The sequence below is a fragment of the Phenylobacterium terrae genome (assembly GCF_042681205.1).
In the GTDB taxonomy this organism is placed as follows: domain Bacteria; phylum Pseudomonadota; class Alphaproteobacteria; order Caulobacterales; family Caulobacteraceae; genus Phenylobacterium; species Phenylobacterium terrae.
This window is the reverse complement of record NZ_JBHUEY010000001.1, coordinates 409,814-430,448: the sequence shown is the minus strand read 5'-3', so window position 1 is coordinate 430,448 and position 20,635 is coordinate 409,814. Positions and strand designations below refer to the sequence as shown.

Sequence of the window (20,635 nt, the reverse complement as noted above, 5' to 3'; positions counted from 1 at the left end):
CCGCGCGGCGGGTCCGCGCACCCGAGCGGCCGACTGGCGCAACCGTCGTTGCCGGTCCCGGCCCGGCCGGCTCCCTTGGGGTCGACGAGAGCAGGGGAGGTACGGATGCGAAGACTGAAGCGGTGGGCGCTCGGCGTTGTGGTGGTGATCGCGGCGGCGGTCGTCTCGGGGTTCGTCCTCAGGGCCGCGGCCCAGGCCGCGGCGGCCTCGACGGCGCAGATCGGCGACCCGGCAGGAATTTCCGAGGCCGGCTACGTCCGCATCAACGGGACCGAGCAATGGGTCACCATCCGGGGCCGCGACCGGGCCAACCCCGTCCTGCTGATCCTGGACGGCGGCCCGGGCTACGCCACCAGCCACCTCGTCCCGCATCCGTTGGAGGACCGCTTCACCATCGTGAAGTGGGACCAGCCGGGCGCCGGCCGCTCGTTCGCCCGGGCCGGCCGGCGGATCGATCCCGGGCTGACCGACGACCGCTTCGCTGAGGACGGGATCGCGGTCGCCGAGCATGTGCGCCGGCGGCTCGGCAAGGCCAGGGTGGGCCTCCTCGCCTCCTCGTGGGGGACCTACGTCGGGGTGAACATGATCCGGCGTCGGCCGGAGCTCTTCTACGCCTACGTCGGCGCGGGCCAGGTGGTGCACGGCCGGATGGGCGAGGAGATCGGCTACCGGCAGGTGCTCGCCAAGGCGCGGGCCCGCGGCGACCGCCGTGCGATCGCCGAACTCGAGCGGCTCGGGCCGCCGCCCTGGCGCTCCCAGGACGAACTGGGCGTCCAGCGCAGGTGGGCCATGGCGTACGAGGACGGGGCGCCCGGCGCAGTCGAGATCCTCGGCGGCCTGATGACCGCGCCCGGGTTCAGCCTGGACGACGCGCGCAACTGGATGGACGGATTCAGGGGCGGGACCTCGCATTTCTACCGCGTGCGACAGGACCGGGACCTGTTCGCCCTCGGGCCCGAGTTCGACACGCCCATCTTCGTCTTCCAGGGCGAGGCGGACGACTTCACGCCCCACGGCCTCGCCTGGCGCTGGTTCCAGGTGGTCGAGGCGCCGCGCAAGCGGTTCGTCACCGTCCGCGGCGGCGGGCACTTCGCCCAGGTGAGCCACTGGCCGCAGCTGCGCCGGCTGCTCGTCGAGGAGGTTCGGCCGCTGGGGATGGCGGCGAAGAGCTGAAGCCAGGCGATCTTGGCGGCCGTCGGCCTTTACGCGAATGCTCTCGCACTCAGCGCGTGAGTTTGCGCCTCCGATAGGCGTCGGACGATCTGCGCGAACATCAGATTCACTACGATATTCAGCGGGTAGGTCACCATCGCAACCACGTCCAGGGTGTGGAGCTCGCGGACGGTGTCCGCCTGCAGGGTCGCGGGAAGGGCGGCAAGGCCGATCACCGATGACAGAATCCAAAGCGCCCACCAGCCATACAGCAGAGCCGGGGTCTTGAGGCCTGGCCAGGAGGCGGGGTCATGGCTCGCCTTCCACGTCTCCCGGAGGGATTCGAACGGCATCCAAAGGCTGACGACGGGAACGAAGAACCAGCCGACGGCCCAGCCTGGCGAGGTCTGCAGACCGGTGGCGAGCTCATGGGCATTGAGCTTCGTCCGGTAGATCCACTTCAACACCAGGAAGGCGGCTATCACCCAGATGACGAGCTGCAATAGCGCCACCGAGCTGAGCAGGATGTCGAGGGTCGCCGTTTCAGCTACGCCGGTTACGGGATCGTACGTCTTTGCCGGGTCGAGGCCGCTGAGGGCGCGCAGGTGCAGCCAGGTGACAAGCAACACCAGCGCGTTGCCTCCTATGTCGAGCCGCAGCCAAAGCACGACGGTCCGTCCGAGCGCCGCCGGCGGCAGCGGTTCACGCTTAGACCCTGAGGCCATGCTCCCCCCTGGGAGTTGTCTACAACTACCGGGCGGTGGTCTGCAAATGACGACTCAACCGGGTGAACGCCCTAGCGACACGCCCTCACCAGCCGGCTCGCGTCGCGGCGGGGGGCGGGTGGCACGGCGACGGTGGTCCCCAGCGCGCTGACCCGCAGTTCGCCGGTCTTGGCGAAGGCCTGCATCACCGGGGCGCGGTCGGTGAGCTCGACGCTAATGCTGGAGCCGCCGGCCAGCTCGTCGGGGTGGGCCTCGCCGCGGACGGTGGTGGACTGCGCGCCCGAGGCGACGGTGACGCTCACCGGCCAGGGGGCGGGCCGGCCGACCTTGTCCAGCCAGGTGGAGCCCCGCAGGGTCTCCGCCAGCCGCTCCTCGACTGGGAAGAAGATGCGGATCTGGCCGGTCTTGCGGGTGCAGTTCAGCGAGAGCTCCACCTCGTCCGACTCCGGGACCGCGTAGGTCAGGTGGGCCTCGGTCTTCTCCACCGCGCCCATCCACCGGGGCGCGGGGTCGGCCTCCTGCGCCTGGGCGGCGCCGGCGGTCAGGACGGCGGCGAGGATAAGCGCGGCTCTCATGGTCAGGGCTGGCAGGCCTCGAGGAACTGGCGGACCAGTTCGGCCGGGGCGCGCGGCGTGCTGGTGGTCTCGCCGAAGGCGCTCGCGGAGAACTCGCCGCTGCGGCCGAACGCTGACAGCACCGGCCCGCCCATGGGGAAGTCGGCGGTGATGAACGAGGCCTCCCGGGCCTCGTCGTGATGGGCCTGGCCGCTGAGCGCGGCGCGGTGCTGGCCGGAGGCGACAGTCACCCGCACCGGCCAGGGCGCCGGGCGGCCGGCCTCGTCGTAGTAGGTGGTCCCGCGCAGCTCGACCCCGATCCGGCGCTCGACGTTGAAGGCCACGACGATGCGGCTGCTGGCGTCGCGGCAGCGGAACCAGAGGTCGCCCACGTCGCTGCCCTCCGGCCCGTAGACCAGGTGGCTATGCCCCGGGCTGGTGCGGAATCTCCAGTCGAGGTCCTGGGCCTGTGCGGGGAAGGCGCCGAGCACGGCCAGCGCGGCGAGGAAGGGGAGGGCTTTCATGCGGCCAAGCTAGCATCGCGCCCGCGCCGGTCCAGTGCGACGCGCGGCCTCGCCGGAACGTGCGCTCAGACTTCGGCCCGGCAGGCGGCGAAGAAGTCGCGGATCCGGCCGCGTTCGGCGACGCGGACCGGCAGCCGGGCCGAGTGGTCGGCGTCGTGCAGGGACAGCTCGCCCGTGCGGGCGAAGCGGGCCAGCGCCGGATGATCGGCCGGCGCGGCGGCCTCCACATAGACGCCCTGGCCGAGGCCGGCCGGACCGGCCTCGCCGAAGAAGTCGGCGCGCTCGCCGGCGGAGGTCAGCCGGATCTGCGCCGAATCGCCGGAGTTCACGGCCGACACCGTCACCTGGCCGGAGTGCGGCTGGCAGGTCATCATCAGCACGACGTTGTCGCTCGACGGGGCGCCGTAGGCCAGCTTCGCGCCTTCCCCCTCGCTCTCGTAGAGGAACCAGGCGAGCCCCGGCAGGGCGCCCTGGCCCTGGCTGGCGCAGGCCACGACGAGGCATGAGGCGACGAGGGTGAAGATGGCGCGACGGCGCATGAGTGACGCTCCCGGACGTCACTCATTAACTATTGAAACCGGCGGAGGTTCACCGGCCCCGCTCAGAACGGGGTGAAACGCTCCACGAGCGACTGGCCGGCCGGAGTCTTCTGCACGCGGCTGATGTCGCCGCGGCCGCCGTAGCTGATCCGCGCCTCGGCGATCTGGGTGTGGCGGATGGTGTTGGCGCTGGAGATGTCCTCCGGCCGCACGATGCCGCTGACCGCCAGCTGGCGCACGTCGTAGTTGGTGCGCACCTCCTGGGTGCCCTGGATCATCATGTTGCCGTTGGGCAGCACGGCGGTGACCACCGCGGCGATGGTCAGGTTGATCTTCTCGGCCCGGTTCACCGAACCCGCGCCGGCGTTGGAGGTGGTCGAGCCGGTGTTGATCGCGTTGGCCGGATCGAAGCCGCCCGGGAAGACGCGGCCCAGGCTGGACTCCAGGCCGAAGAAGTTCTCCACGCCCGCGTGGGTGTTGGCGGTGCGCGAGGAGCTGGTGGCGTTGGTCGTCTTGGCCGAGTCGTCGATCTCGATCTGCACCGTCAGGATGTCGCCGACCCGGTTGGCCCGCTGGTCGTTGAAGAAGGCCCGCGCGCCCGAGCGCCACAGGGAGTTGGCCGAGGCCGGCTGGGGCGCCGGCTCGCGCGCCGAGGCCAGGTGCATGACGTCCTGCTGCTGCGGGACCAGGACGGCGGGATAGCGCACCGGCGTCAGGTCCGGGCCCTGGACGGCCTCCTTGACGGTGGTGCAGGCGCAGAGCGGGGCCAGGGCGGCGAGGGCGACGAGAAGCGGACGCATGGGATGGGCCTCTAGCGGGACGCGAAGGTGCGGGCGCGGAGCTGGAGCGCGGCGGGGCCGACCACGGCCTCGCCGGGACCGGTGGCCACGGCCTGCAGCACCTTGCCCGAGCTGGGGTTCTGGACGTTGAAGCTCTCGCCGGCGGCGGCGGCGCCGACGGCCTTGGCCTGCAGGGTCAGGCTGATCTGACCGTCGGCGTAGGTGACCAGCACCATGTCGCCCTTCTTGATCACCTGCGGGGCCGAGACGTCGCGGGCCGAGACGGCCGCGCCGGCGCGCAGGGGGCGCTTGGCGGCCAGGCCGATCACCCGCTCGGCGTCGGACGGGGCGTCGGCCGGGGCGGCCGCGGCCTTGGCCCAGACCAGATCCTCCGGTCCCACGATCTCGCCGGCCGCGAGGCTGCGGGCGTAGGTCAGGACCTCCACGTTGCCGCGAACGGCGGTCGCCGCCGGAGCTGCGGCGGCGCCCGTCTCGCCGGACCGCACCGCGATCAGGCGCAGGCCCTGGGCGTTCGGCCAGTCGAGGCCGGAGCGGCGGGCGAGGGACTGCACGGCCGCGGCGTGCAACATCACCGACCGGCCGGGCTTGGCCGCCACCGGCACGTTCGCGGCCTCGCCGGCGCCTTCGAACAGGTCGCCGAGGGTGACCACGCCGTCGTCGTCCACGGTCTGCGCCTTGAGCACGACCGGCACGCCGGCGCAGGCCCAGGAGACCCAGACCACGCTCGCCAGCCCCGCCAGGGCGCCGGCCAGCACCTTCACCTTGCGGACCATCAGCGGCTCACCTGGCTGGCGGTCTGCAGCATCTCGTCGGCGGCGGAGATGACCTTGGAATTCATCTCGTAGGCCCGCTGGGCGACGATCAGGGCGGTGATCTCGCTCACCGCATCGACGTTGGAGCTTTCGATGTGGCCCTGGATCAGGTCGCCGACGCCCTCCGCGCCGGGGGCGCCGACGGTCGCCGCGCCGGAAGCGGTGGTCTCCAGGTAGAGGTTGTCGCCGATGGCCATCAGCCCGGCCTCGTTGACGAAGGTGGCCAGTTCGATCTGCCCCAGCACCTGCGGCTCGGTCTGGCCCGCGGTCGCGGCCTGCACCTGGCCGGTCTTGGAGATGGTCACCGCGGTGGCGTCGGCCGGGACGTTGATCGCCGGCTCGATGGCGTAGCCGTCCTCGGTGACCAGCAGGCCCTCGTTGTTGACCGAGAAGTTGCCGGCCCGGGTGTAGCCGATCTCGCCGGACGGCATCTGCACCTGGAAGAAGCCGCGGCCGCCGATCGCCAGGTCGTAGGGGTTGTCGGTGCGGGTCAGCGAGCCCTGCGCATGGATGCGGTAGGTCGAGCCCGCCTTCACCCCGGCGCCGATCTGCACGCCCGTCGGCACCACCGTGCCCTGGTCCGAGGACTGCGCGCCGGGCATCTCCAGCGTCTGGTAGAGCAGGTCCTGGAACTCGGCCCGTTGGCGCTTGAAGCCGACGGTGTTCATGTTGGCGATGTTGTTCGAGATGAGATCGACGTTCATCTGCTGGGCGGACATGCCCGTGGCGGCGGTGCGCAGAGCCTGCATCGCTGGAGCCCTTCCTCTTACTGCACGCGGCCCAGCCGCTCGACGGAGCGGCGGGCGAGTTCTTGTTCGGAATCCATCATCTTGGAGATCGAGGTGTAGGCCCGGCTGACCTCGATCATCCGGGTGATCTCGACGATGGGATTGACGTTGGAGCCTTCGATGAAGCCCTGACGGACGACCGCGTCGGCCGCCGGCTGGGGCTGGGCGTTGGAGGCGTTGCGGAGCTGGTTGTCGCCCGTCTTCTCCAGCACCGTCAGGTCGTCGAAGGTGAAGACGCCGATCCGGCCGACCTGCTCCTCGCCCTGGCTGAGGGTGCCGTCCTTGCCGATGGCGACCGGGCCCTGGGCCGGGTCGATGACGATCTCCTCGCCGCCGTCGCCCAGCACCGGATGACCGCTCTGGCTGACCATGCGGCCCGCCTCGTCGAGGCGGAAGCGGCCGTCGCGGGTGAAGCGGGGGCCGTCGGCGGTGTCGACCTGGAAGAAGCCCATGCCCTCGATCGCCAGGTCGAAGGCGCCGCCGGTCTGGCGCAGCGCGCCCTGGCCGAAGTCGCGCGCGACGCCGTTGGCGACCACGAACTTGACCGGCTTGGGCCCGTCGGCCGTGTGGGCCGGGGCGGCCGGCTCGGCCCTCGCCAGCAGCGACTCGACCTTGAAGCCGGTCGTGTCGGCGTTGGCGATGTTGTTGGCCACGATGTCGAGCTCGCGGCGCAGCAGGATCTGCCGCGACAGTCCGACATAGAGGGCGTTGTCCATCGTAAAGCTTTTGCTCGTTGCGACAGTTTGCTCGCCCTTCCGCCTGCAAGCTTCAGGCCAGTCCGAAACGCCAATCAATTCAGCGGAAAAGACGGTTAACGGCGGCCGGCCGGCGGAAATTTCCGGGCCGGGTTTTGCCGCCTTAACAAGCTCTAAAAACGACCCGTTAACCAATCGGCGCGCACACACGAGCAACAAGGATTCTAAGGAACGCGCGCGTGTTCGGGAAAAAGAAGCCCAAGCCCGAAGAGGCCGAGGCGACCGAGACCGACGCCCCCGAGGGCGAAGGCGCCGAAGGCGAGGTCGCAGAGGGCAAGAAGAAGCTTCCGCTGAAGCTGGTCCTGATGGGCGCGGCCGGCGCCCTGGTGGTGCTCGGCGGGGGCGGGACCGCGGCCTACATGTTCCTGGCGCCGAAAGGCGACAAGGCCGGCGCCCAGGCCGAGAAGCCGAAAAAGAAGGAGAAGGGCGGCCACGCCGAGAAGGGCAAGGCCGCGCCCGGCGGGGCGGTCGTCCGCGCCGGCCCGGACGGCGTCACCTTCTACACCCTGCCCGACATCGTCGTGAACATGCAGACCGCCGACGGGCGGCCGACCTTCCTCAAGCTGAAGCTGACCTTCGAGCTGCCCGACGAGCACACCGTCGAGGTGCTCGATCCGAACATGCCCAGGCTGCAGGACATGTTCCAGACCTTCCTGCGCGAGCTGCGCCCGGAGGACCTGAACGGCAGCCAGGGCAGCTACCAGCTGCGCATGGAGATCCTTCGGCGGGTGAACCTCGTGGTCGCCCCGGCCAAGGTCAACGCCGTGCTCATCGAGGAGATGCTGATCAACTAGGCGCTCCCTGCGCCTCGTGACGCCCCGCCATGAGTGACCAGACCGACCCCTTAGCGGCCATCGCCGCCGCCGCCGCCGCCAACGCCGAGGCCGCCGAGAAGGGCGAGGCGGCTCCGGGCGGCTGGGAGGACTCGCCCGATCCGGAAGCGCTGATGAGCGCCGAGCGGATCCTCAACCAGGACGAGATCGACAGCCTGCTGGGCTTCGACCTCACCGAGGACGAGGCCGCCGAGCGGACCGGCATCCGCGCCATCATCAACTCCGCGCTCGTCACCTACGAGCGCCTGCCGATGCTGGAGATCGTCTTCGACCGCCTGGTGCGGCTGATGACGACGTCCTTGCGCAACTTCACCTCGGACAACGTCGAGGTCAGCCTCGACAACATCTCCTCGATCCGCTTCGGCGACTACCTGAACTCGATCCCGCTGCCGGCCATCCTGGCCGTGTTCCAGGCCGAGGAGCTCGACAACTACGGCCTGCTGACGGTCGATTCGAACCTGATCTACTCGATCGTCGACGTGCTGCTGGGCGGACGGCGCGGCACCGCGGCCATGCGCATCGAGGGCCGGCCCTACACCACCATCGAGCGGGTGCTGGTGCAGAAGATGGTCGAGGTCATCCTGGCCGACGCCAAGACCGCCTTCCAGCCGCTGCGCCCCTCGGCGCCGATCAACTTCACCCTCGACCGGCTGGAGACCAACCCGCGCTTCGCCGCCATCGCCCGGCCGAACAATGCGGCCATCCTGGTCAAGCTTCGGATCGACATGGAGGACCGGGGCGGGCGAATCGAGCTCCTGTTGCCCTACGCCACGCTCGAGCCGGTCCGGAAGCTGCTGCTGCAGCAGTTCATGGGCGAGAAGTTCGGCCGCGACAACATCTGGGAAGGCCACCTGGCGACCGAGCTGTGGACCACGCAGATGGAGGTCCGCGCGGTCCTCGACGAGCTGCAGATCCCGCTCAAGGACGTGCTGGCGCTGAAGGAGGGGGACACCCTGATGCTCAACGCCACGCCCGACAGCGTCGTTGAACTGCGCGCCGGGTCGATCCCGCTCACCGTCGGCCGCATGGGCCGGCGCAACCACCACATCGCCGTCCGCGTGGAGGCGCCGCTGTCGCCCCACGCCCGGCGCGCCGTCCAGAGGACCTCATGAGCGCCGTCGCGATCGGGCTGAACGTCTTGCTGGCGGCGCTGCTGGCCGCGGCGCTGGCCATGGGCTGGCGGCTGAACCGGCGGCTGAACGTCCTGCGCGAGAGCCAGGCCGGCTTCGCCAAGGCGGTCGCCGACCTCAACGCCGCCGCCGCCCGGGCGGAGAAGGGCCTCGCCGACCTGCGCGCCGCCGGCGACGAGGCGATGGACCTGCTCTCCGACCGCATCACCAAGGGCCGCGAGCTGGCCTCCAAGCTGGAGAGCCTGACCGCCGCCGCCGAGGCCGCCGCGAGCCGGGTCCCGCCCCGCGCGGCTGCGCCGCGGGCCGGCGACGAGGACGTGCTGGAGCTGGGCGACCGCGACCGGCGCCTGGGCGCGCTGCTCGCCGAGGCCCAGCGCCGGCGCGCGACGCCCGAACCGCCCGCGGGCGGCGAGCGGCCGCTGACCCTGGCCCGCCCCAGATCCTTCGATGACGACCTGTTCGACAGCCCGGCCGACGAGGCCGGGCTTGGCCGCCTGAGGCTTCGCCGATGAGCAACATGCCCCGCATCCTGCCGCTGATCGGCGTCGCCATCGGCGGCGTGCTGGCCCTCAACGCCGTCTCCGGCGCCCGGGCGCTGCCGGACCTGCTTTCCGGCGCGACCGCCTTCGCCGAGGAGGCCAAGCCCGGCGAGAAGGCCGCCGTCGGCGAGGCCGCGCCCGCCGCCGGCAAGGCCGCTGTGCCGCCCGGCGCCTCGGCCGCAGCGCCCAAGCCGCCGGCCCCGGTGTGCGCCCCGACCGCCGCCGAACTCGCCCGCCAGGCCGGCCTCTCGCCCGCCGAGCTGCAGGTCCTGCAGAGCCTGGGCGCCCGTAGGGGCCAGCTGGAGCAGCGGGAACAGGACCTCAACGTCCAGCTCGCCCTGCTGGCCGCCGCCGAGGCCAAGCTCGACGCGAAGCTGAAGCAGATGAACACCCTCAAGGCCGAGGTCCAGGGGCTGATGACCCAGGCCGACGAGAAGGAGGCCGCCGAGACCGACCGGCTGGTGAAGGTCTTCGAGTCCATGAAGGCCAAGGACGCGGCCCCGCGGATGGAGCTGCTGGACGATTCCGTGCGCCTGCCGATCGCCGCCAAGATGAAGGAGCGGGTGCTCTCGGCCATCCTCGCAGAGATGAAGCCGGCCGAGGCCAAGCGCCTGACCGAGGCCCTGGCGCGCCGCCACTCCGCCGCCAAGGCTGCGGCTCAGGCCGCTCAGGCCGCCGCCCAGGCCCCGGCCGCCGACCCCGTCAAGCTCGCCGCCGCGACCGCTCCGCCCGCCGCCAAGCCGGCGCCGAAGAAGCCTGCGCCCAAGCCCGCCGCGCCCAAGCCGGCGCCCGAGAAGACCGCGGCGGCCGCGCCCGCGCCGGCCGAGAAGGCCGCCCCCGCCAAGCCGGCCGAGCCGGCGGCCAAGCCGGGCTGATGAGCCTCTCCCGGGCCCTGCGCGCCTCGGCGGCCGCGGCCGCCATCCTGGCCGTGGCCCTGCCGCCGGCCGGTCTGGCCGCGCCCGAACGCGTGGCCGCCGCGAACGGGGCGCTGGAGGTCCGCGTCGGCCAGGCCGACGACTTCTCGCGGATCGAGTTCCACTGGCGCGGCGGGGCCAGGATGACGACCCGGCGCGAGGGCCAGCTGCTGGTCCTGCGCTTCAGCCGCGACGCCCGGCCCGACATCTCCCGCCTGCGGGTCAGCCCGCCGCGCTGGCTGAAGGGCGCCGAGCAGAAGCATGTGGGCGGGGCCCTGGAGCTGCACCTGACGCTGGCGGACGACGCCGACGCCCGCACCGGCGTCGCCGACGGCGCGCCCTACGTCGTGGTCTTCGAGAAGGCCGCGCCGCCGCCGGAGCCCAAGACCGCCGAGGCGGACCCGTCCGAGGTCGCCCGCCCGAACCCGATCCCGGCCGGCGGCGTCGTGCGCATGGGCGCCGAGCTCGACGGCAGACAGGTGCTGCTGACCTTCCCGTGGGCGAATCCCAACGGGGCGGCGGTGTTCCGGCGCGGCGACGCCGTCTGGGTGGTGTTCGACGCCCCGGCGCGGATCGACGTCTCCAAGACGCCCCGCGGCCTGCGCCAGCTGAGCGGCGCGCGGGCCTATCACGGCGCCGACTATGCGGCGGTGCGCATCGCCTCGCCCGCCACCGTGCCGGTGAGCGTCAGCCAGGAAGGGCCGGTCTGGACCGTGGCCCTGGGCGCCGGCGCTCCGGTCACCCCGGGGGTGATCGGCGTCGCCCGCAACGATGTCGCCGGCCCGGCCGGCCTGGTCGCCGCGGTCGCCGGCGTCAGCCGGATCGTGCGGATGACGGACCCGGTGGTCGGCGACGAGCTGACCATCGCCACCGCGCTCGGTCCCGCCAAGGTGCTCCCCTCGCGCCGCGAGTACGTCCAGCTCGCCTTCCTGCCGACGGCCCACGGCCTGGCCATGGAGACCTACGCCGACAACCTGCTGGTCTCGCGGCGGGGCGACCTGGTCAGCATCGTCCGGCCGCAGGGCCTGGTGCTCTCGAAGGGCGGCGCGCGCAAGAACGCCGCCGCCGGCCTGGAAGGCGCGCCCCTGCCCGCGGCGCTGCCGGGCCTGGTCCGGGAGGACTGGGCCAAGACCGGCTCGGGCGGGTTCCTGGCCCGCTACAACGCCCTGCTCGACGCCGCCTCGGAGGAGATCGCCAAGGGCAAGGACGCCCCCGTCGCGGCCCGCCTGGCCCTGGCCCGGTTCCTGGTCGGCTCGGAGCTGGCGCACGAAGCCATCGGCGTGCTCAACGAGCTGGCCCGCACCAACCCGCGGCAGCTCTCCAACCCCGAGTTCCGCGGCCTGCGCGGCATCGCCAAGGTGATGGCCCGCCGCCATCAGGAAGCGGCCGCCGACTTCGCCTCGCCCGCCCTGGCGGACGATCCGGCCAGCGCGCTCTGGCGCAGCCACATCGCCGTGCAGGGCGCCGATTGGACCGAGGGGCGGCAGGCCTTCGCCGCCGGCGCCTCCGCCTTCAACCAGTTCCCGGCCCGGTGGAAGGCCCGCTTCGCCCGTGGCGACGCCAAGGCCGCCCTGGCGCTCGGCGACCTGGCCGGCGCCACCGCCCGCGTCAACCTCGCCCTGATGGCCCGGGCCGGCCCCCGGGAGGACCTCGCCACCCGCCTGGTCCAGGCCCGGCTGCTCGAGGCCCAGGGCCAGAACGCACGGGCCTTGGCCATCTACCAGGCCGTCCAGAAGGCGCCGCTGGAGGAGCTGGCCGCGCCGGCGCTGCTGCGCGCCACCCAGATCCGCTACCAGACCGGCCAGGCGACGCCGGCCCAGGCGGCCCAGGTGTTCGACGGCCTGCGCTTCCGCTGGCGGGGCGACGCCACCGAGCTGGAGACCATCCGCGCGCTCGGCCGCCTCTATCTCGACCAGGGCCGCTACCGCGAGGCGCTGGAGGCGCTGCGCTCGGCCGGCATGCGGCTGCCCGACCTGCCCGAGGCGGTGGCCCTGCAGGCGGACCTGGCGGGCGCCTTCCGGACCCTGTTCCTCGACGGCATGGCCGACGGCCTGGAGCCGATCCAGGCGCTGGCCCTGTTCTTCGACTTCAAGGAGCTGACCCCCATCGGCGCCGACGGCGACATGATGGTCCGCAAGCTGACCCGCCGGCTGGTGGACGTGGACCTGCTGGCCCAGGCCGCCGAGCTGCTCGACTATCAGGCCAACAACCGCCTCGACGGGGTGCCGCGCGCCCAGGTCGCCACGGACCTGGCCCTCATCCATCTGATGGACCGCCAACCGGAGAAGGCCCTGGCCGCCATCAACGCCTCGCGCACCACCGTCCTGCCGACGGCGCTGAACGTCGAGCGGCGGCTCATCGAGGGCCGGGCGCTGATGATGCTCGGCCGCTACGAGCACGCCCTGGAGGTCATCCAGCGCGACAACTCCCGCGAGGCGAACGATCTGCGCGCCGAGATCATGTGGCGGCAGAAGGACTGGGCCGGCGCGGCGTCCGCCTTCGAGCGCTCCCTCGGCGAGCGCTGGAAGAACCCCGCCATCCTCTCCGCGGACGAGGAGGGCCGCCTGCTGCGGGCCGGCGTCGCCTACAGCCTGGCCGGCGACGAGGCCGCCCTGAACCGCCTCGAGGGCCGCTGGAGCGGCTTCTACGAAAAGGCGCGCAACCCCGAGGCCCTGCGCGTGGCCCTCAGCGGCGCCGGCTCCGGCTCCCTCGGCGCCGCCGAGTTCGGCCGCCTGACCGCCGACACCGAGGCCTTCGCCGGCTGGGTCGCCAAGATGAAGGAACGCTTCCGCCAGGGCCCGACCCAGTACGCCCCCGCGCCGCTCGCCAAACCCCCGGTGCTCGCGCCCCCTCCGGCGGCCCAGAAGCAGGCGGCGGCTGCGGGACCGGAGAGGCGCGGCTAACCCTTTCCCTGCCCTCGGGCTTCGCCTCGGGGGAGAGGAGATCGCGCGGCTAAGGCCTCCTCTCCCCCGACACGAAGTGCGGGGGGAGAGGATTGAGGAGAGGGGCGACGCCGTCATCGCGGCCGCTCCGGATGGTTCAGCGATCGTCCACCGGGCCGCCGCCGCTCTCGCAGGCCTCAAGGATCGTCAGGCACACGCCGTCGAGGTTCTCGGACACGTCCCTGTTCCAGAACCGCAGAACTCGAAGGCCGAGGTCTCCGAGGAAGGCCGTCCGCCTCGCGTCGTACGCGACCTGCTCATCGTGCTGGCCGCCGTCGACCTCCACGACCAGACCAGCGTCATTGCAGATGAAGTCGACGATGTAGGGGCCCTTGGGAACCTGCCGGCGCCACTTCCAGCCGCCGAGCCGGCGGGCGCGCAAAGCGCCCCAGAGCTTCGCCTCAGCGTCGGTGTCGTCCCGCCGCATCGCGTTGGCGCGCGCCAGCAGCGGGTCCTCGTTGATGGTCCGGATCCTGCCCACAACCAGAGGGTGGGCCATTGACCAGCTTCTTCGCAAGCGGAGAGGCCGCTCCGCCCCTCTCCTTAATCCTCTCCCCCCGCGCTTCGCGTCGGGGGAGAGGAGACTCATCCCCCCGCGCCCCGCTGGAAACTCTCCACCAGGCTCCCCGCCACGAGGCGCCAGCCGTCGACGAGGACGAAGAAGATCAGCTTGAAGGGCAGGGACACCACCACCGGGGGCAGCATCATCATCCCCATGCTCATCAGCACGCTGGCGACGACGAGGTCGATGACCAGGAAGGGGACGAACAGCAGAAAGCCGATCTCGAAGGCCCGTTTCAGCTCGCTGATCATGAACGCCGGGGTGACGACCCGCAGCGGCAGGTCCTGGACGTTGGCCGGTCGCTCGACCCGCGAGAGGCGGACGAACAGCGCCAGGTCCTCGCGGTCGACCTGGCTCAGCATGAAGGTCTTCACCGGCGCGCCGGCCGCCTCGAAGGCGACGGGCAGCTCCATCTGCTGGTCGAGCAGCGGCCGGATGCCCTCGTCGTAGGAGCGCTCGAAGGTCGGGCCCATGACGATGGCGGTGAGGAACAGCGACAGGCTGATGATCACCGCGTTGGGCGGGCTCTGCTGCAGGCCGAGCGCGGTGCGCAGCAGGCTGAGCACCACCACGATCCGCACGAACGAGGTGGTCATGATGACGATCGACGGGGCCAGCGACAGGACGGTCAGCAGGCCGACCAGCTGGACCACCCGCTCGGTCAGGCCGGCGCCGGTGCCGAGGTCGATGTTGATCGCCTGGGCCTGGGCTGCGGCGGGCAGGGCGATCAGCGCCAGGGCCGCAAGGACGGGCAGGGCTCTAAGCATCGGCGCCCTCGCGACGCGTCCCGTGCGGCATCACCTTGCCCTCGCCGAGCAGCAGCAGCTGTTCGGTCCCGTCCACGTCCACGATCACCAGCCGCCGGGCCGGGTCGAGCACCAGCGTCTCGACGATGCGGATGCGGCGCTCCTTGCGGGTGGGGATGAAGCGGGAGAGGGCGTCCGGCCCGAACCGGCGCAGGGCGACGGCGCAAAGGCCGATCAGGCCCAGCACCAGGGCCAGGGCGAAGACCGCCTGGGCGAAGTCGGCGAAGTTCATCGAAGCGAGGGTCTCTCGGGGCGCCGGGCGGGCGGGGCGCCGGTCTTGCAGGGCGATTTGTCGATGAGTCCCTTAAGCCGCGGTTAACCCTGTTTCTTCACCAATGGACCCCATGAACCTCGGCGAGATTCCGCTCTTTGCGATGCTGAAGTCCCGCCTCGGACACCTGTCCGAACGGCAGCGGCTGATCGCCCAGAACGTCGCCAACTCCGACACCCCGGGCTACCGGCCGCAGGACCTGAAGCCGTTCGGCTTCCAGGCCCACCTGGCCGCCGCCGCGTCCGGCGGGGCCGACCAGCCGGCCCGCACCAACAAGGCGCACCTGTCCGGCACGGTGAGGCGCGCGGGCCCGCACCGGGCGGTGGAGGGCAAGGATTCGGAAGTCACCCTCGACGGCAACGCGGTCTCGCTTGAGGAGCAGATGCTGAAGATGGCCGAGGCGCGGATGAGCTACGACGCGGCCATCGGCTTCTACCAGAAGTCCATGGGCCTGCTGCGCATGGCCGCCCGGACCCCGAAGTGAGGACGCCCTAGATGCCCGAGATCAAGACCGGTTCGGCGGCGACCATGGCGACCGCGGCCTCGGCGTTGAAGGCCCAGCAGGCCAGGATGCGGATCATCGCCGAGAACCTGGCCAACGCGAACTCGACCTCGCGCACGCCGGGCGGGGATCCCTACCGGCGGCAGATCCCGGTGTTCGAGCCGGCCAAGGTGGCCGGCGGCGCCGAGGGGGTGAAGATGGCCCGCGTCCAGGCCGACCCCTCCGACTTCAAGACCGAGTACGACCCCGGCCACCCGTCCGCCGACGCCAAGGGCTATGTGAAGCTGCCCAACGTGAACACCCTCATCGAGGCGATGGACATGCGCGAGGCCCAGCGGGCCTACGAGGCCAACCTCAACGTCATCGAGACGCAGCGCGCCATGGAGATGCGCACGCTCGACATCCTGAAGAAGTAGGGCTGACCGATGATCACTCCGCTCGCCGCCGCCAAGGCCTACGGCGCCGCCCAGAGCCAGGCGCTGAAGGGCGTGGGCGGCGGGGACGGCCCGGAAGCCGCCCAGGGGCCGGGCTTCGCCGACCTCGTCCGCAACGCCATCAACGACGTCACTCAGACCTCCAAGGCGGCCGAAACCCAGATCGCCGCCCAGGTCGCCGGCAAGGCCGAGCTGATCGACGTGGTCACCGCCATCTCCGCGGCCGAGGCGAGCCTGGAGACCGTCATGGCGGTCCGCGACCAGGTGATCGCCGCCTACCAGGAAATCATGCGGATGCCGATCTAGGGGCGTTCGCCCCCCTGCGGCTCGACCGGTTGTTGTGAGATCGCTACACTCTCCGCGAGCATCGGGGGGTGAGGCGATGGGTCTGGCGGGCTGGCGCAACCTCATGAGAGTCGCTGCGGCGGCGGCGGCCGGCGCGCTTCTGGCGCTGGCGGGGGTCGCCGAGGCGGCCTGGTACCGGGCCGAGACCGACCGGTTCGTGGTCTACGGCGAGGGGCGGGAAGCCCAGGTCCGCGACTACGCCGTCAAGCTCACCGTCTTCGACCGCGTGCTGCGCCAGCTCAATCCGGTCGCCGCCGACCGCCCTGCGGGCGCCAAGGTCGAGGTGTATCTGGTGCGCGGCGTCGGGCAGATGCGGCGCGTCCGTCCGGGGATCGACCAGAGCATCGCCGGCTTCTACTCCGGCAACAACGAGGCCATGTTCGCGGTGGCCGATCTGGACCGCAGGGACGTCGAGGCCCAGCAGGTCCTGTTCCACGAATACGCCCACCACTTCATGCTGGCCAACTTCCCGGCCGCCTATCCCGCGTGGTTCGTGGAGGGCTGGGCCGAGTACTACCAGACGGTCGAGATCACGCCCGAGCAGATCAAGGTCGGCGACTACAGCGAGAACCGCGTCGAGTGGCTGTGGCTCGGCCGCTGGCTGCCGCTCGACGAACTGCTGACCAAGCGTGTCTCGGACCTGCGTGACGACGGACAGGCCGCCTTCTACGCCCAGGCCTGGCTGCTGATGCACTACATGCGCAGCGACGCCGAACGCGCCGATCAGCTGAACGCCGCCATGCTCGCCATATCGCGGGGACAAGATCCGCTCACCGCGTTCAAGGCGGCCACAGGCGCCGAGCCGAGCCAGATCGACAAGCGTCTCCAGCGCTACCGCAAGCTGCCGGTGCTGCTGATGAAGAACACCGAGCCGCCGCCCGAGGTGAAGGTCACGCAGCTGCCCGCGTCCGCGGACGACCTGCTGCTGGAGAACCTCAGGCTGATGTCCAGCCCGCTCGAGCCGCCGGACACCCGCTTCCTCGAACAGGTCCGCGCCAAGGCCGCCCGCTATCCCGGGGACCGGCTGGCCGAGATGACGCTGGCCCGGGCCGAGTTCACCTACGGCGACCTCGACAAGGCCCAGGCGATCCTCGATGCGCGTATCGCCGCCGATCCGACGGACGAGGATGCGCTCGTGCTCGCGGGCGTCGGGCAGTACGTCGCCGGCCTGCGTCAGCCCGACCGCGCGGCGGAACGGTTCAGGGCCGCGCGCCAATACTTCGGCAAGGCGCATGCGCTGGATTCGAACGACTTCCGCACCCTCTACCACTACGCCCGCAGCCGCCAGCTCGAAGCCAACTATCCCACGGAGAACGATGTGGCGGCCCTGCTGCAGGCCCGCGCCCTTGCGCCGTCGGTGATGGAGATCTCGATGCACGCCGGAGCGGCGCTGATGCACAGGGGCCGCAAGGAAGAGGCGGCGCTGGTGCTGTCGCCCGTGCTGAACTCGCCCCACGGCGGCGAGAGCGCCGCCGTCGCCAAGGCGATCCTGGAAGGCCGCTCGGTGGAGGAGGCCCAGACCGGCGCCCAGCCGGCGGCCGCGCCGGCGCCCGATCCCGTCACGCCCGAGAAGACCGCCAACGGCGGCTGACGGGAGGCGCCCGCGGCTTGGCCGTGGTAACCCTTGGCCATGGCCGGAACGCAGATCGAGGTCGCATCCGTCTCCAAGCGCTTCGGCGCGGTGGCGGCGCTGGACGGGGTCAGCCTCGCGGTGGAGGCCGGCGAGTTCGTCGCCCTGGTGGGCGGGTCGGGTTCCGGCAAGACGACCCTGCTCAAGACGCTGAACCGGCTGGTGACGCCGGACGCCGGGAGCGTGCGGATCGGCGGGGCGGAAGCGTCCGGCCTTGCGCCCCACGAGCTGCGGCGGCGGATCGGCTACGTGTTCCAGGAGATCGGCCTGTTCCCGCACCTGACGGTCGGGGAGAACATCGCCATCACCCCGCGCCTGCTGGGCTGGGACGAGGCGCGGCGGGCGGCGCGGGCGGCCGAGCTGCTCGAGCTCGTCGCCCTGCCGGGCGAGGTCGCGGCCCGCCGCCCGGCCGAGCTGTCCGGCGGTCAGAGACAGCGGGTGGGCGTCGCCCGGGCGCTGGCGGCCGAGCCGGCGATCATGCTGATGGACGAGCCGTTCGGCGCGCTCGATCCCCTGACCCGCGACGCCCTGGGGGCCGACTACCGCGCGCTGCACGAGCGGCTGGGCCTGACCACCCTGATGGTCACCCACGACATCGCCGAGGCGGTGCTGCTGGCCGACCGGATCGTGGTGCTCAACACGGGCCGGATCGTCGGCGACGGGACCGCCGCCGAGCTGCTGGCCAGCGCCGATCCGGACGTGCGCGACCTGATCGAGGCGCCGCGCCGCCAGGCCGACCGCCTGCACGCGAGGCTGGCCGGATGAGCCCGCAGGTCTCGGCCGCCTTCGGCCTTCTGCCGGAGTACCTGGCCTGGCACGTGCTGCTCAGCGCCGCGGCGCTGGGCCTGGGCGTGGCCATCAGCCTGCCGCTCGCCGTCGCGGCGGCCCGGCGCCCGGCGCTGCGCTGGCCGGTGCTGGGCGGGGCGGGGGTGATCCAGACCATCCCCAGCCTGGCGCTGCTGGCGCTGTTCTTCCCGCTGCTGCTGGCGCTGTCGGCGCTCAGCGAGGAGGTCACGGGGCGGGGCTTCTCGGCCCTCGGCTTCCTGCCGGCGCTGCTGGCGCTGACCCTCTATTCGATGCTGCCGATCGTGCGGAACACGGTCACCGGCCTGGCCAGCCTCGATCCGGCGGTGCTGGAGGCGGCCGACGGCGTCGGCATGACCGCCGGCCAGAAGCTGCGGCTCGTCGAGCTGCCGCTCGCCGCCCCGGTGATCATGGCCGGCGTCCGCACCGCCGCGGTGTGGACCATCGGGGCGGCGACGCTGGCGACGCCGGTGGGACAGACGAGCCTCGGCAACTACATCTTCGCCGGCCTGCAGACCGAGAACTGGGTCTTCGTGCTGTTCGGCTGCGCCGCCTCGGCGGCCCTGGCGCTCGCCGCCGACCAGCTGCTGGGGCTGATCGAGCGGGGGACCGCGCGGCGCAGCCGGGCCCTGGTGATCGGCGGGGCGGCCGGCCTGGCCGCCGGCGTGCTGCTCGCCCTCCTGCCGCTGGCCGCCTTCGGCGGACCCGCCAGCTACGTCGTCGGCGCGAAGAACTTCTCCGAGCAGTACATCCTGGCCGAGCTGATGGCCGAGAAGCTGGAGGCGAGCGGCGCGCAGGTGCGCCGCAAGGAGGACCTGGGCTCGGCCATCGCCTACCGGGCGCTCGCCTCGGGCGAGATCGACGCCTACGTCGACTACTCCGGCACCCTCTGGGCCAACGTCCTGGGCCGCAACGACAACCCCGGCCGCGAGCAGGTGCTGGCCGAGCTGACCCGCGAACTCAAGGCCCGCGACGGCGTCCTCGTCCTGGGCTCCCTCGGTTTCGAGAACGCCTACGCCCTGGCCATGCGCCAGGACCGGGCGCAGGCGCTGGGGATCGCCTCCATCGCCGACCTCTCCGCCCACGCGCCGCAGCTGGTGATGGGCGCCGACCTGGAGTTCTTCTCGCGGCCCGAATGGAAGGCGGTGGAGAGCGCCTATGGGCTCCGGTTCCGCGCGCAGCGCACCTTCCAGCCCACCTTCATGTACCGGGCGCTGGCGCGCGACGCCGACGTGATCAGCGCCTTCTCCTCGGACGGGCGGATCGCCGCCGACCGGCTGGTGGTGCTCACCGACCCCAAGGGCGCCCTGCCGCCGTACGATGCGGTGATCCTCGTCTCGCCGAAACGGGCCGGGGACCAGCGCCTGCTCGCCGCCCTGCGGCCGCTGATCGGCAAGATCCCGGTCGAGGCCATGCGCGAGGCCAACTACAGCGTCGACCGCGACGCGGACAAGGCGACCCCGGCCCAGGCCGCGGCGGCGCTGGCGCAGAAGCTGGGGCTCTAGTCCTTCGGCGCCTGGCAGAGCGTCTGCGGATCCGCGGTCGCGGCCTTGGCCTTGGCGTGCGCCTCGCGGGTCAGGGCCTCGGCGGCCGCCCGGTCGGTCAGCCAGAACAGGCCCCGGCTGATCAGCACCTCCCCCTGGAAGTCGGTGACGCTGGTGATCACCGTCCGCGCGCTGGTCAGCGAATCGAGCAGCGGCGCGGCGCCTTCGTCCTCGCGGGTGAAGGGGACCGTCCCCATCACGCTGACCGGCTGGCCCGCTTCGCTCGCGCCGAGCAGGGGGCGCCGGCCTTCAGGTCGGCGACGGCCTGGCCGTACATGCGCCACTCCTTGAAGATCGGCTGGATGGTGTTGCTCGACACCCCGACGGCGGCGCGGTCGGCCGCGGGGGGATCCATGGACGCCGCATTGAGCGCTTGCAGCGCCGTGTACTCGCCCAGCACGCCCGCCTCCGGATCGGCATAGCGGCGCTCGAGCAGCAGCGCCGCGCCGGGCGTGGACGAGCGGTCGGCGGGCGGCATCCACCGGGCCCCGCCGTCGGTGATGCGGCCGCCGTCGACCTCCAGGACGACGAGCACTTCGCCCGCCGCACCCTTGGCCTCGCCTTGGCACACCCGTTCGGCGGCGGCGGCCGGTCCGACCATTGCGCCCGCGAGCGCGAGAAACCCCAGCAGCCTGCGCATGATCCGCACCTCCCCGGCGCAGAGGGTGAGGCCCCGCGGCCGCGGCGTCCAGCCGGTCCGATCCGTTAACAAAGGTAGCCCTTCGTTAAC

25 protein-coding genes are annotated in these 20,635 nt (G+C 72.0%); 12 read left to right on the top strand and 13 right to left on the bottom strand.

Annotated elements, in window-relative coordinates; all coding sequences use genetic code 11:
• Nucleotides 1-105 precede the first annotated feature (105 nt).
• The gene (locus ACFSC0_RS02130; protein ID WP_377280996.1) at nt 106-1,173 is read left to right on the top strand and encodes an alpha/beta fold hydrolase; all 1,068 of its coding nucleotides are present in this window, start codon (nt 106-108) and stop codon (nt 1,171-1,173) included.
• Nucleotides 1,174-1,202: 29 nt separating this feature from the next.
• Here ACFSC0_RS02130 and ACFSC0_RS02125 read toward each other — a convergent pair whose 3' ends face one another.
• From ACFSC0_RS02125 to flgF, 8 genes are all read right to left on the bottom strand, one after another.
• The gene (locus ACFSC0_RS02125) at nt 1,203-1,781 is read right to left on the bottom strand and encodes a DUF4328 domain-containing protein (RefSeq protein WP_377280997.1); all 579 of its coding nucleotides are present in this window, start codon (nt 1,779-1,781) and stop codon (nt 1,203-1,205) included.
• Nucleotides 1,782-1,948: 167 nt separating this feature from the next.
• On the bottom strand, nt 1,949-2,452 hold the full coding sequence (locus ACFSC0_RS02120) for a hypothetical protein (RefSeq protein WP_377280998.1): 504 nt from the start codon (nt 2,450-2,452) through the stop codon (nt 1,949-1,951).
• A gap of 2 nt (nt 2,453-2,454) precedes the next feature.
• Complete coding sequence (locus ACFSC0_RS02115) at nt 2,455-2,955, bottom strand: hypothetical protein (RefSeq protein WP_377280999.1); 501 nt, start codon at nt 2,953-2,955, stop codon at nt 2,455-2,457.
• Between the two features lie 65 nt (nt 2,956-3,020).
• Nucleotides 3,021-3,494, bottom strand: coding sequence for a hypothetical protein (locus ACFSC0_RS02110; protein ID WP_377281000.1), 474 nt, complete (start codon nt 3,492-3,494; stop codon nt 3,021-3,023).
• 62 nt (nt 3,495-3,556) lie between these two features.
• Nucleotides 3,557-4,294: a flagellar basal body L-ring protein FlgH gene (gene flgH / locus ACFSC0_RS02105; protein WP_377281001.1), complete on the bottom strand. Its 738-nt coding sequence runs from the start codon at nt 4,292-4,294 to the stop codon at nt 3,557-3,559.
• An 11-nt stretch (nt 4,295-4,305) separates the two neighbouring features.
• Nucleotides 4,306-5,067 carry a flagellar basal body P-ring formation chaperone FlgA gene (flgA, locus tag ACFSC0_RS02100; RefSeq protein ID WP_377281002.1) on the bottom strand — a complete coding sequence of 254 codons (762 nt, stop codon included), beginning with the start codon at nt 5,065-5,067 and terminating at the stop codon, nt 4,306-4,308.
• Nucleotides 5,067-5,855 carry a flagellar basal-body rod protein FlgG gene (gene flgG, locus ACFSC0_RS02095; RefSeq protein WP_377281003.1) on the bottom strand — a complete coding sequence of 263 codons (789 nt, stop codon included), beginning with the start codon at nt 5,853-5,855 and terminating at the stop codon, nt 5,067-5,069. The genes flgA and flgG overlap by 1 nt, the downstream gene beginning before the upstream one ends.
• 17 nt (nt 5,856-5,872) lie before the next feature.
• The gene (gene flgF / locus ACFSC0_RS02090) at nt 5,873-6,610 is read right to left on the bottom strand and encodes a flagellar basal-body rod protein FlgF (RefSeq protein WP_377281004.1); all 738 of its coding nucleotides are present in this window, start codon (nt 6,608-6,610) and stop codon (nt 5,873-5,875) included.
• Between the two features lie 218 nt (nt 6,611-6,828).
• Here flgF and ACFSC0_RS02085 point away from each other — a divergent pair, with 218 nt between their 5' ends.
• The 5 genes from ACFSC0_RS02085 to ACFSC0_RS02065 are packed head-to-tail and all read left to right on the top strand — an operon-like array spanning nt 6,829 to nt 12,968.
• Nucleotides 6,829-7,443: a flagellar basal body-associated FliL family protein gene (locus tag ACFSC0_RS02085; RefSeq protein ID WP_377281005.1), complete on the top strand. Its 615-nt coding sequence runs from the start codon at nt 6,829-6,831 to the stop codon at nt 7,441-7,443.
• Nucleotides 7,444-7,472: 29 nt separating this feature from the next.
• Nucleotides 7,473-8,594, top strand: a complete 1,122-nt coding sequence (fliM, locus tag ACFSC0_RS02080) for a flagellar motor switch protein FliM (protein ID WP_377281006.1) — start codon at nt 7,473-7,475, stop codon at nt 8,592-8,594.
• Nucleotides 8,591-9,124 (top strand): DUF6468 domain-containing protein, encoded by a 534-nt coding sequence (locus ACFSC0_RS02075; protein ID WP_377281007.1) that lies wholly within the window; start codon nt 8,591-8,593, stop codon nt 9,122-9,124. The genes fliM and ACFSC0_RS02075 overlap by 4 nt, the downstream gene beginning before the upstream one ends.
• Nucleotides 9,121-10,026 (top strand): MotE family protein, encoded by a 906-nt coding sequence (locus tag ACFSC0_RS02070; RefSeq protein ID WP_377281008.1) that lies wholly within the window; start codon nt 9,121-9,123, stop codon nt 10,024-10,026. The genes ACFSC0_RS02075 and ACFSC0_RS02070 overlap by 4 nt, the downstream gene beginning before the upstream one ends.
• Complete coding sequence (locus tag ACFSC0_RS02065) at nt 10,026-12,968, top strand: tetratricopeptide repeat protein (protein ID WP_377281009.1); 2,943 nt, start codon at nt 10,026-10,028, stop codon at nt 12,966-12,968. The genes ACFSC0_RS02070 and ACFSC0_RS02065 overlap by 1 nt, the downstream gene beginning before the upstream one ends.
• A 136-nt stretch (nt 12,969-13,104) precedes the next feature.
• Here the strand turns inward: ACFSC0_RS02065 and ACFSC0_RS02060 are convergent, their stop codons facing one another.
• The 3 genes from ACFSC0_RS02060 to ACFSC0_RS02050 form a co-directional block, all read right to left on the bottom strand.
• Nucleotides 13,105-13,506 carry an endonuclease domain-containing protein gene (locus ACFSC0_RS02060; protein ID WP_377281010.1) on the bottom strand — a complete coding sequence of 134 codons (402 nt, stop codon included), beginning with the start codon at nt 13,504-13,506 and terminating at the stop codon, nt 13,105-13,107.
• Nucleotides 13,507-13,592: 86 nt separating this feature from the next.
• Entirely contained in the window at nt 13,593-14,336 is a 744-nt protein-coding gene (gene fliP, locus ACFSC0_RS02055) for a flagellar type III secretion system pore protein FliP (RefSeq protein WP_377281011.1), read from the bottom strand.
• Nucleotides 14,329-14,607 carry a FliO/MopB family protein gene (locus ACFSC0_RS02050; RefSeq protein ID WP_377281012.1) on the bottom strand — a complete coding sequence of 93 codons (279 nt, stop codon included), beginning with the start codon at nt 14,605-14,607 and terminating at the stop codon, nt 14,329-14,331. Before ACFSC0_RS02050 ends, fliP begins: the two co-directional genes overlap by 8 nt.
• A 112-nt stretch (nt 14,608-14,719) precedes the next feature.
• On the opposite strand from ACFSC0_RS02050, the gene flgB reads away from it, so the two are divergent.
• From flgB to ACFSC0_RS02020, 6 genes are all read left to right on the top strand, one after another.
• Nucleotides 14,720-15,130: a flagellar basal body rod protein FlgB gene (flgB, locus tag ACFSC0_RS02045; protein ID WP_377281013.1), complete on the top strand. Its 411-nt coding sequence runs from the start codon at nt 14,720-14,722 to the stop codon at nt 15,128-15,130.
• An 11-nt stretch (nt 15,131-15,141) separates the two neighbouring features.
• Entirely contained in the window at nt 15,142-15,564 is a 423-nt protein-coding gene (flgC, locus tag ACFSC0_RS02040) for a flagellar basal body rod protein FlgC (RefSeq protein ID WP_377281014.1), read from the top strand.
• A 9-nt stretch (nt 15,565-15,573) separates the two neighbouring features.
• Complete coding sequence (gene fliE / locus ACFSC0_RS02035; protein ID WP_465264464.1) at nt 15,574-15,888, top strand: flagellar hook-basal body complex protein FliE; 315 nt, start codon at nt 15,574-15,576, stop codon at nt 15,886-15,888.
• A 103-nt stretch (nt 15,889-15,991) separates the two neighbouring features.
• Nucleotides 15,992-17,518, top strand: coding sequence for a tetratricopeptide repeat protein (locus tag ACFSC0_RS02030; protein WP_377281015.1), 1,527 nt, complete (start codon nt 15,992-15,994; stop codon nt 17,516-17,518).
• Nucleotides 17,519-17,557: 39 nt separating this feature from the next.
• Complete coding sequence (locus ACFSC0_RS02025; protein ID WP_377281016.1) at nt 17,558-18,322, top strand: ATP-binding cassette domain-containing protein; 765 nt, start codon at nt 17,558-17,560, stop codon at nt 18,320-18,322.
• The gene (locus ACFSC0_RS02020; protein ID WP_377281017.1) at nt 18,319-19,866 is read left to right on the top strand and encodes a glycine betaine ABC transporter substrate-binding protein; all 1,548 of its coding nucleotides are present in this window, start codon (nt 18,319-18,321) and stop codon (nt 19,864-19,866) included. Before ACFSC0_RS02025 ends, ACFSC0_RS02020 begins: the two co-directional genes overlap by 4 nt.
• Here ACFSC0_RS02020 and ACFSC0_RS02015 read toward each other — a convergent pair.
• Complete coding sequence (locus ACFSC0_RS02015) at nt 19,863-20,105, bottom strand: hypothetical protein (protein ID WP_377355050.1); 243 nt, start codon at nt 20,103-20,105, stop codon at nt 19,863-19,865. The two genes, ACFSC0_RS02020 and ACFSC0_RS02015, sit on opposite strands and share 4 nt — an antisense overlap.
• The gene (locus ACFSC0_RS02010) at nt 20,102-20,545 is read right to left on the bottom strand and encodes a hypothetical protein (protein WP_377281019.1); all 444 of its coding nucleotides are present in this window, start codon (nt 20,543-20,545) and stop codon (nt 20,102-20,104) included. The genes ACFSC0_RS02015 and ACFSC0_RS02010 overlap by 4 nt, the downstream gene beginning before the upstream one ends.
• Nucleotides 20,546-20,635 lie beyond the last annotated feature (90 nt).